The sequence below is a fragment of the Paenibacillus sp. genome, from assembly GCF_035645235.1.
GTDB lineage: Bacteria > Bacillota > Bacilli > Paenibacillales > YIM-B00363 > Paenibacillus_AE.
This window is the reverse complement of sequence record NZ_DASQMZ010000114.1, coordinates 1-10,825: the sequence shown is the minus strand read 5'-3', so window position 1 is coordinate 10,825 and position 10,825 is coordinate 1. Positions and strand designations below refer to the sequence as shown.

5 protein-coding genes and 1 pseudogene are annotated in these 10,825 nt (G+C 61.2%); 5 read left to right on the top strand and 1 reads right to left on the bottom strand.

The features are described 5' to 3' along the window. The first annotated feature begins 165 nt into the window (after window positions 1–165). The 5 genes from VEZ38_RS10580 (at window position 166) to VEZ38_RS10560 (ending at window position 10,272) form a co-directional block, all read left to right on the top strand. Window positions 166–1,107, top strand: a complete 942-nt coding sequence (locus tag VEZ38_RS10580; protein ID WP_324893324.1) for an ABC transporter permease — start codon at window positions 166–168, stop codon at window positions 1,105–1,107. A gap of 19 nt (window positions 1,108–1,126) precedes the next feature. Continuing rightward, complete coding sequence (locus VEZ38_RS10575) at window positions 1,127–2,047, top strand: carbohydrate ABC transporter permease (protein WP_324893323.1); 921 nt, start codon at window positions 1,127–1,129, stop codon at window positions 2,045–2,047. Window positions 2,048–2,124: 77 nt separating this feature from the next. Further along, window positions 2,125–3,903 (top strand): extracellular solute-binding protein, encoded by a 1,779-nt coding sequence (locus VEZ38_RS10570; RefSeq protein ID WP_324893325.1) that lies wholly within the window; start codon window positions 2,125–2,127, stop codon window positions 3,901–3,903. 233 nt (window positions 3,904–4,136) lie between these two features. Beyond that, complete coding sequence (locus VEZ38_RS10565) at window positions 4,137–8,186, top strand: chitobiase/beta-hexosaminidase C-terminal domain-containing protein (protein ID WP_324893322.1); 4,050 nt, start codon at window positions 4,137–4,139, stop codon at window positions 8,184–8,186. Window positions 8,187–8,367: 181 nt separating this feature from the next. Further along, complete coding sequence (locus VEZ38_RS10560) at window positions 8,368–10,272, top strand: DUF2961 domain-containing protein (RefSeq protein WP_324893321.1); 1,905 nt, start codon at window positions 8,368–8,370, stop codon at window positions 10,270–10,272. Here the strand turns inward: VEZ38_RS10560 and VEZ38_RS10555 are convergent. Continuing rightward, window positions 10,248–10,825: pseudogene (locus VEZ38_RS10555) on the bottom strand (amidase); the annotation flags it as partial. The gene VEZ38_RS10560 and the pseudogene VEZ38_RS10555 overlap by 25 nt on opposite strands.

Genomic DNA, 10,825 nt, shown 5'->3' with positions numbered 1-10,825 from the left:
GGCGAATCGTTCAACCGCATCGTAAAATCGTTCAATCTCTCGGAAACGCTGCCGGTAAATTTTCAATAGAGTCGAAAGATCCTTCATTCGGCGACGCCGATCGAAGCGTTATCATGAAAGCATAGTGGAGAGAGAACAGAGATTGCAGAGAAAGGGAGACCCCCCATGGAAATGACGTACTCCGCGAAAAAACAAACCGCGGCCAAGCGGACGAAGCTGTTCCGAAGGGACGGCATCAAGCTGCTCCTGATGGCGCTGCCGTTCGTGGCGATCGCGTTCGCCTTCAGCTACGTCCCGCTGTTCGGCTGGATTTACGCCTTCTTCGATTACCGGCCCGGCATTCCGCTCAGTCGGACGGAGTTTATTGGCCTCGAAAATTTCACGGCCATGTGGAGCGATCCGCGAATGGGCCAGGTGTTGATCAACACGCTTGCGCTGAGCTTGCTATCCATCGCCACGGCGCCGATCCCGATGATGTTCGCGATTATGGTGTCCGAGGTGAAGAACGAATGGTTTAAGCGCATCGTGCAGACGACCTCGACGCTGCCGCATTATATCAGTTGGATCATCGTCTACTCGCTCGCGTTCAGCATGTTCAGCACGGAAGGCGCCGTCAACTCGATCTTGTTCAAGCTGGGCCTCAGCGACACCCCCGTGAACGTGCTTGGCAACTACGAGCGGGTGTGGACGGTACAGACGCTGCTGCTGCTTTGGAAGGGCGTCGGCTGGAGCGCGATCATTTATTTGGCCGCGATCGTCAGCATCGACAGCGAGCAATACGACGCGGCGCGCGTCGACGGGGCCGGCCGGCTCCGCACGATCTGGCACATAACGCTGCCGAGCATTATGCCGACCTTCATCGTGCTGCTCTTGCTTTCGATCGGCAACCTGCTGTCCGCCGGCTTCGAGCAATATCTCGTCTTCAGCAACGTCATGGTCGCGGATCGCATCGAGGTGCTCGATCTTTACGTATATCGACTCGGTCTCGTGACAGGCGACTACTCGTACTCGACGGCCGTCGGCATTTTCAAATCGGTGATCAGCATCATTCTGCTGTTTACGGTCAACTTCTTATCGAAAAAGATACGCGGTCAAGGCATCGTGTAACCGGGGAAGGAGCAACGCTATGAATACGAATGCAAGCGCGGGCGCGGTTCGCCGCAGACGCGCGATCGATTGGAAAGACGTCGCGTTCGACGCCTTGAATTACTTCTTCCTGATTTTACTGATCGTCGTTACGATCTATCCCTTCTATTATATATTTATCTATTCGATCAGCGACTCGATCGAGGCGCAGAAGGGCGTCTACCTGTGGCCGGCGGGCTTCTCGCTCGAGGCGTATCAGACGACGATCCAGCTGCCGGGCATCGCGGATTCCGCGTTCGTCTCGCTGTCGCGGACGGTCGTCGGCACGATCATTACCGTGTTCTGCTGTTCCTTCTTCGCGTACCTGATGACGAAGGACGAGATGCCGCTTCGCAAGTACGTCTATCGCTTCGTCTTGATTACGATGTACTTCAACGCCGGCTTCATCCCGTGGTACCTGACGATGAAGGCGTACGGCCTGCAGAACAACTTCCTGCTGTACGTCATTCCGACGGCGCTCTCCGCGTTCAACGTGATTTTGATTAAGACGTTCATCGAGGCGCTGCCTTCCTCCTTGGAGGAATCGGCGAAAATCGACGGCGCGGGCTACTTTAAAATATTCACGAGCGTCATCTTCCCGCTGTCGATGCCGATCATCGCCACGATCGCCGTCTTCTCCGCGGTCGGGCAGTGGAATACGTGGTTCGATAATTTCTTCCTGGTAGAAAACCCGAAACTGCAGACGCTGCAGCTTGTGTTATACAACTTCTTGAATCAGTCCAGCAACTTGTCGAACATGACGACGGAGCAGCTCAACCGCGGCGATCTCGTGCGGTCGCTGACGCCGCAGTCGATCCGCATGACGATCACGATGCTCGTGACGCTGCCGATCGTGCTCGTCTACCCGCTGCTGCAGCGGTACTTCGTGAAGGGCATCATGCTCGGCGCGGTGAAGGGCTGATCCGCTTGGGTTATCCGGCGGCCGGCCGCCGATAATTATAATCCTTAATACAAACATTGGGAGGGTTTCAAGTGAAAATGAAAGGATCCTGGAAGCTTGCGGTCATCATGACGATGATCCTGGCGCTGCTGTTGTCGGCCTGCTCGGGCGGCGCGAACAACGCAGGCGAGTCGAACGGCACGACCGACGCGGGGCAAACCGCGACGAACGAGGGCGGCTCGGATGCGGGAGCGGCGGCCGAGGCGCCGAAGGAACTCGTCACGCTTCGCGTCCTCGTCATGGAGCCGGGCACGAAGTGGAACACGTACCCGGACAGCGTGATCGCGAAAGAGCTCGCGGAGAAGCTCGGCGTAAAGATCGAATATGTCGAAGCCGACGAAAACAAATTCAACGTCCTGCTCGCCGGCGGCGACCTGCCGGATATCGTCCGCGCGGACGTCAACAAATACGAGCAGCAGTTGATCGAGGGCAATTTGATTATTCCGATGGACGATATGCTCGCCGAGCACGGGAAAGACATAACGGCGAACATCGGCACGGTCGTCGAGTATAGCAAGAAGAATTGGAGCAACGATACCGGCAAGCTGTATTTCTTGCCGCCGCAAGTGCAGCCGAAGCCGGGTCAGGCCGTGGCGCCGATCACGATCGGGGCGACGATTCGTTGGGACTGGTACAAGGAAATCGGCGCGCCGCCGATGGACACGATGGACCAGGCGCTCGACGCCGTCGAGCAAATCGTGAAGAACCATCCAAAGACGGAAGACGGCAAACCGGTATACGGCGTATCGATGTGGCAGGATTGGGGCCTGTGGCCGTACACGATTACCCCGCTCGTCTTCACGAAGCTGACGGGCGTAACCAGCGATTTGACGGCCGCTCCGGTCGGCGGACACGAGTTTATCAGCGTGCTTACCGACGAATCGTCCAACTACTGGACGGCAATGGACTTCTTCAACAAAGCGCATCGCAGAGGCTTGCTCGATCCGGACTCTCTGACGATGAAGAACAACGACTTCATGGCGAAAGCGACCGCCGGGCAAATCGTGCTCGGACCGGCGACGTGGGCGATGGGCGACTTCAACGCGCAGCATCCGGAAGGCGACAAGGGCTACATCGTCGTGCCGGCCGGCAAGCTCGCTTGGACGGGCGGCGTCAACCCGCTCGGCTGGCAGGATAAGACGTACGCGATTTCCAAGAGCTCGAAGCACCCGGAGAAGGCGATGCAGTTCCTGAACTATATCTACTCCTACGAAGGCGCAAGAACGATGTACAACGGCGTAGAAGGCACGCATTGGAATATGGTGAACGGCGTTCCGACGCTGACGGAAGAGACGCTCGCGCTCAAGTCCGCCGGCGGCGTCGAGTTCGAGAAGACGGGTCTTTCGCTCGACCGCAACATCATCGGCCTCGGCGGCGACCTGATCAACCCGAACGACGGCCAACCGATCAACCTGTTCAATGCCGGCGAAGCGCTCGCGAAGGCGGCGACGCCGCTCGAGAAAGATTTCGCGGCGCATTACGGCGCTACGTACTCGGGCGAAGTGTTCGAGAAGCTTATCGAAGAAGGCAAGCTGGATACGTTCACGACGTGGATGAACGGCATGTCCGACGATGAAATCCTTAAGCGCAACACGGTTCCGGGCGTCACGCTGACGGAAGATCTCAAGAAGACGGAAGCGGCGCTGAAGGAGCTCGCGGCTCGTCAAGCGGCGAAGATCATTCTTTCGAAGACCGAAGAAGAGTTCGAGAAGAACAAGCAGGAAGCGATCGAAGCGTTCAAGAAGGGCGGAGCCGAACAGTTCACGCAATTCTACAACGAAGAAGTCAAGAAGCTGCGCGCAGCCCACGGGTTGTAATCGCGGAGGAACCGAGAATCGCATAAGAAAGGACAACGAGCCGGAGCCGACAAGCTTCGGCTCGTTTTTCTTTAGGCAGGCCGCGCTTGTTCAAGCGGAGCGCAATATTTTTCAACCGGAGCGTTCGCCGAATCGGTAAACAATTCAATCGTTTCTTAAGAAACTTCAAACTGGAAGCGGTTTCTGCCGTGTACGATGTTGTTTGTATTCTACTTTAGAAAGGAGTCCGATTAATGAATAGGAACGGAAGGAAGATCCTGCGGCGGCTCGGCGCCTTGGCGCTGGCGTCGTCGATGCTGGCTTCCGCATGGGCGGCGTCCGCTGCGCCGATCGAAGCGGAAGCGGCGGCCTATACGGTGCGGATCGACCCGAACGAGGTGGTCCAGACGGATTTCCTCGGCATCGGCGTCAACGTCATTCCGACGGCGCTGATGGAGGGCACGACGCGGTACGGGTACACCGAGGCGCATTGGGAGATGGATAAGAAGCGCATCCTGACGGTAAAGCCGAAGGTCGCGCGAGTATGGTTCCAGATCGATTGGATGGAGTCGGTTAAGGGCGTATACACGTGGGACAGCCCCGAAATGCTTGCGTTCTATAAATATTTAGACGCATTCAAGGAAGCCGGCACGGAGATCGAGTTCAACATGGGCTGGAAAATCGGCTCTAAGGCGCATGAATGGTTCAATATCCCGGGCGTCGATCCGTGGACGAGCGCCCCGGCGGATCTGGACGCGTACGCGGCGTCGACGTCGGCCGTGCTGAACGAGCTGATCCGCAATCGCGGGTACGACAATATTAAATACCTAACGTTCTATAACGAACCGAACGGCAACTGGGACTTCGAGGCGCCGGGCGACCAACAGGCGTATTACGCGGAGATGGTGCGCAAGGCGAGCGAACGGCTCGCCGCGGACGGACTGCGCGAGCTCGTCGAAATTTGGGGGCCGGAGGAGACGGGCGCTCCCGGGTGGACGAACTACATGAAGGACCATGCCGACGAGCATATCGACGGCTACAGCTTCCATGTGTACGGGGAAGCGTACGAAGGGTTGAAGGGCGCGCTCAAGCAGCGCAGCGACTATGTCGCCCCAAAGCCGGTCCATCTGACCGAATTCGGCTGGGCGGACGACAACGCGAGCAACTGGGACGCCGGCTTCGCCAACTCCGTCGTCGCGGTGGCGAACGGAGGCGTCAAGTCCGCGCTCGTCTGGCAGCTCAACGGCGTATGGAGCCCCGACCCGTTCGGCGGCACCAACGGCGTCTACACGATGTGGGATTCGATCGTGCTCGGCATGGAGCCGCGCAAGACGTACTACAGCGCGGGCTTGCTGAACCGGTACATTCCGGAGCATAGCGACGTGCTTGCTGTCGATACGGGGTCCCCGGATTTGCGCGCGGCCGCGTTCCGGACGCCGTCGGGCGAGTACGCGATTTTGCTCGAAAGCAAGGCCGGCGCGCCGAAGGACGTAACGTTCGATTTCGGCGGCGTCGAGATCGGCAAGACGTTCCGCAAGCACGCGTATACGGATGACGTCGTCCGCACGGGCAACGCGATTCTGCCTCCGGCTTCCGCGAGCTTCGAGGCCGGAACGTCGTTCCGGGATCCGAACGTCGCCTCAGGGTACGGATTCGCGATTTACACGACGGAGCCGGCGCAGACGCAGGTCGAGGTGTCGCCGCTGACGCCGACGGTGCGGTCGGGCGATAAGCTCGAGCTTCACGCGAACGTGATCGACAATGCGGGCGGCGTGGAATGGAGCATCGTCGGCGAGAACAACGGCGCGATCAATAAAAATACCGGCGTCTATCACGCGCCGCAGGTCGAGAACGAGACGCTGATCGCCGTGAAGGCGACGAGCGTGCGCGACCCGAGCGCGTACGGCATCGTTCTCGTGAAGGTGCTGCCGAAGTCGCTCCCGAACACGGTCGAGACGCCGACGTTCAGCCTCGCGCCGGGCGTGTATCCGTCCGCCGAGGCGGTCGCGCTGACGACGGGGACGCCCGGAGCGGACATTCGTTATACGCTCGACGGCAGCGAGCCGACGACGTCGTCCCCGAAGTACGAACGCCCGGTCATCCTGAAGGACGGCACGCTGGCGCTCATGAAGGCGAAGGCGTTCAAGGAGGGGCTGAAGCCTTCCGGCACCGTCTCCGCGCTGTACCAGACGAATCAGGTGAGCAACTCGCCGGACGGGTACGAGTTTTGCGCGTACGAGGGCGGGGAGTGTTACTTCGAGGGCGAGGCGGTCGTCGCGTTCGGCGGCGACGGGCTGTTCAACTATGGCGTGCTTACGGACGGCGCCGCCTGCACGGCGGAGACGTTCGGCGGGGACCCGAACCCGGGCGCGCCGAAGCGCTGCTTCGTCTCCTTCGACATCCCGGACGAATTGCCCGTCGTAACGTTCTACAACGCAAGCTTCGAGAAGCCGGCGACGTCGACGGCGCGGCCCGGTCCGATGACGAACGGCTGGGATTTCAATTCCAGGTCGGGCGTGCAGCACAATAACGGGCCGTTCCAAGCGACGCCGGCGCCGCTCGGGGTGCAAACCGCGTACCTAAAGACGGACGGCGGCGTCTCCGGCGTCATCAGTCAGTCGATCAATTTCAAGCCAGGTACGTACCAGATGGAGTTTAAAGCCGCCAAACGCACGAGCTTCGGAGGCACGCAAACGTTCGACGTGTACTTCGACGACACGGTCATCGGTTCGTACGCGCCTACCTCCGGCGAATACGTCGTCTTCCGTACGGAGCCGTTCGAGACGACAGGCGGGCGCCATACGATCAAGTTCGTCGCGACGACGACGCAGGGCGACAATACCGCGTTCATCGACGACGTGCGGATCGGCCTCCCGAAGCCGGCCGCTGCGCCGCACGTCGCGAACGCGAGCTTCGAAACGCCGGCCGCGGCGAACGATACCGGCTTGCGCTTCGGCGTGACGGCGGGCTGGGCGTTCAACGCGACGTCCGGCGTGGCGCGCAACGGCAACGCGTGGGGGACGGCCGACGCGCCGCTCGGCGTCCAAGCTGCGGCGCTCCGCGCCGCCGACGGCGTCGACGGCACGGCGTCGCAGACGGTTCAGTTCCCTGCAGGCACTTACTTGATTTCGTTCCAGGCGGCGAAGGCGCCCGCGGGCGAGTCGCCGACGATCGACGTGCGCGTCGGCGGGGCGTCCGTGGGGACGTTCTCGCCGGCCGCAACGACATATGCCCCTTATGAAACTGAGTTTTTCACGGTCGAAGAAGGCGCGAAGGACGTAACGTTCGTCTCCGTCGCCGGCGAAGGCGAGAAAACGGCGCTCGTCGACGCGGTGACGATCGAGCGGATCGAAATTCCGGCCTGGCCGCAACCGGCGAACGCCGGCTTCGAGTCGCCGACGATTACGACGAGCCATGGCGTGCTCCCGTCCGGCGGAGACGGCTGGACGTTCAACGAGCGCTCGGGCATGCTGCGCAACGGGAGCGCCTTCGGCCAGGCCGACGCGCCGGAAGGCACGCAGGCGGCGCTGCTGCAGACGAACGGCGGCATCGCCGGCGAATTTGGGCAGACGCTCGTCTTCCCGGCAGGCTCGTACGCAATCAAGTTTCAAGCGGCGAAGCGTACGAGCTTCGGCGGTCAGCAATCGTTCTACGTCTATTTGGACGATACGATTCTCGGCGCCTATACGCCGACCTCCGGCAGTTACCAGCCGTTCACGACCGACGGCTTCGCGATCGAGAAGCCGGGACGCCATACGATCCGGTTCGCGGCGACGACGACGGCGGGCGACAACACGGCGTTCATCGACGCGATCGAAATTCGGGAGCCCGGACCGCAGACGGCGCCCGCGCTCGCGAACGCCGGCTTCGAGTCGCCTTACGTCAGCTCGGTGCGCGGCAACATGACGGACGGGTGGACGTTCAACGCGAACGCGGGCATCCAGCGCAACGGCAGCGCGTTCGGCGCGGCGCCGGCGCCAGAGGGAGAGCAAACCGCGCTCATTCAAAACAAGGACGGCGCGATCGGCTCGTTCGCGCAGACGGCCTTCTTTAAGAAGGGAACGTATGCGATTCGCTTCCAGGCCGCGCGCCGAGGCTTCGGCGGGCAGCAGACGTTCGAGGTGCGCGTCGGCGGCGAGGTCGTCGGGACGTTCGCGCCTGCGACGACCGCGTTCCAAACCTATGAGACGGCGTCATTCGTCATTCCGGCCGGAGGCAGCCGAACGGTACAGTTCGTCGGGACGGCGACGACCGGGGACAACACGGCGTTCATCGACGCCGTCGAGGTCGTGCTCGTCGAATAGCCGAAGGAGGGTGTCGTCGACGGAAGGGAGAAGTGTCGGACGTCCGGACAGGGCGGCCGGCTCGTTTTCTGTTGTCGAGTGTTGTTGAATATCCTGAAAATTGGTTGACATCCCCTTCAAACTCTCATATATAATAGTAAACAATAACACAAGAAAATATAGTATGAATGGAGGAGCGCCGGTGTCGCCTTTACAGCCGATGATGCAGCCCAAGGGGCTTGCGAATATGGAACGTTTCGATTTATTGCCGATTTTGAAAGACGGCGTTCGGGTGCAGTACGAAGGAAGCATCGACAAGCAGGGATTTAACGCGGACTGGGACTGGTGGTTGTATCGGGATCGCTCCGAGTGGGTCATCTTCGACGTCGACGGTCCGGGGTGCATCTATAATTTTGTGCAGCACCGGTATCCGGACAGCCCGGAGCCGACGTTCCGCTTTTACTTCGACGGCGAGGCGACGCCGCGGTTCGAAATTCGGGCCTCCGAATTCGGGACGAAGGCGCCGTTCGTCCGTCCGCTGGCGGACGCGTATATTGGGCCCGACGACAACGGCCGCGGGCCGATCCGCGTCATCCGAAGCTTCGTGCCGATGCCGTACCGTTCGTCCTGCAAAATTACGACGGACTTGCAGCTGAAAGCCCCGCACAAAGGGGACGGCGGCTGGGGCCATGTCGTATACCACGCGTACGACACCGCCGATGGCATCGAATCATTCACCGGCGCGGAAGGGTACGACCGCTTGATCGACATGTGGAGCCGCGTCGGCGAAGACCCGAAGCCGCAGACGAAGGCGGAGACGGCGGCGCTTGCGGATGTGAAGCTCGCGCCCGGCGAGACGCGGCTCGTGCTGGAGGCGGACGGCCAAGGCAGCGTGGCGTCCATCGTCGCGTCGCCGGCCGCCGGCACCGACCTGCAGCAGATTTGGATCAAGGCGACGTGGGACGGGCACGATCGACCGGACGTCGAATGCCCGCTCGGCGTCTTCTTCGCGAACGAGCTCGATTACAATCCGGTCGGCGTGCTGTCGCACGGGCGCAAGCCGGACGGAACCTGCTACAACTATTTCCCGATGCCGTTCTGGAACGGCGCGCGCATCGAGCTGACGAACCGAGGCGAACGCGCGGCGGCGTTCGACGCTTGGACGACGAGCTGGACGACGGATACGAACGCGCTGTATGTCGAGGGCCGCACCGGTTATTTCCGTTCCTCCGCCTACTATCCCTCGACGAGAGCGACGCCCGGCGCGGACACCATTATCGCCCGCATTTCCGGCCGCGGCCATCTGGTCGCCGGCCATGTCACCGGGATGACGAGGAAGCCGGGCCTCATCAGCTGCGAAGGCGACGTACGCGTCTATATCGACGGCATCGGGACGCCGCAGGTGGAGAGCGACGGCTCGGAAAGCTGGGTCAATTACGGCTGGGGCTTTCCGACGCCGCCGGAAATGAATCCTTCAAGCGCGTACGACGGGTTGCCGGATAACCCTTGGTCGATGGTCCGGCTGTTGAGCGGGGATTGGTACCCGTTCCAGACCGAGCTCGTATTCGGGATCGAAGCCGGGGAATTCAACAATCAGTACATTCGGCACTCAGGCGTCCTGTTTTACTACGGCGTCGACACGCCGGGCATGGCGCTGACCGACGAGCTCGACATCGGCGACAAGGCGTCCGAGGGCACCCACAGCTACCGGACGACCGGCGGCCGAGGCTATTACACGTTAGAAAGCTACTACGAAGGCCGGGAGGACCGCGTTCTCGTACGGGATACGGGCAACGAGGTGGAAGGCTGGAGCGAATTTACGGTCGACGTCGATCCGAACAATCGGGGCGTACGGCTGCGCAGGCGGTCCGATCAGATGACGGGACGGCAGCGGGCGAACGTCTACGTGGACGGCGCGCCGGTGAAGGAACGCAGCTGGTATTTCGCGGATCGCAACCCGTATAAGCGGTGGTTGGAGGACGAGTTCGACATTCCGGCCGCTTACACGGCCGGAAAGCGGGAGCTCGTCATTCGGCTCGAGTATGTGCAGGACGGCGAGACGCGGACATGGAACGAGTTCTATTACTGGATATACTCCTTGAGGTGAGCCGGCGGCAGCGGAGGGGGCTTGCGGTGCTTCGTCGCTTGCTCGTAGGCGAAGGCGAGCCGGAGCAGCGTCGGCTCGGCGAACGCCGGACCGGTAAACGTAAGGCCGAACGGCTGCCCCGACGCCCGGTAGCCGGCCGGCACCGTAATCGACGGGTAGCCCGCTTTGGCGGGAGCGGCGACGCCGGTGTGCCCCGGCGACAGAATGGCGTCGAGCCGGTATTCGCGAACGTACGCATCGATGCCTTCGACTCGCGACACCGTCAAATCCTTGCGCTTCGCGCGGATGTACTCCGGCTCGGTCAACGTGCCGCTCGTCAAATCCGCCTCCTGCAAATATTGCTGGCCGTACAACGCCACGCCTGGGTTGTACAACCGGTTGAACTCGATGACGTCCTTCAGCGAATGGACGGGGACGTGCGGGCCCAGCTTGCTTAAGTAATGGTTGAACGACGGCTTAAATTCGTAGATCAGCACGGTGAGATCCCACTTCTGCCGCTCCAGCTTCGTTAAGTCCTCGATCTCGACGAGCGTCGCGCCGAGCCGGCGCAGCG

Excerpts from the sequence above, each read along its gene's own strand:
- VEZ38_RS10580 (WP_324893324.1), top strand. The coding sequence starts at position 166 with ATGGAAATGACGTACTCCGCGAAAAAACAAACCGCGGCCAAGCGGACG.
- VEZ38_RS10575 (WP_324893323.1), top strand. The coding sequence starts at position 1,127 with ATGAATACGAATGCAAGCGCGGGCGCGGTTCGCCGCAGACGCGCGATC.
- VEZ38_RS10570 (WP_324893325.1), top strand. The coding sequence starts at position 2,125 with ATGAAAGGATCCTGGAAGCTTGCGGTCATCATGACGATGATCCTGGCG.
- VEZ38_RS10565 (WP_324893322.1), top strand. The coding sequence starts at position 4,137 with ATGAATAGGAACGGAAGGAAGATCCTGCGGCGGCTCGGCGCCTTGGCG.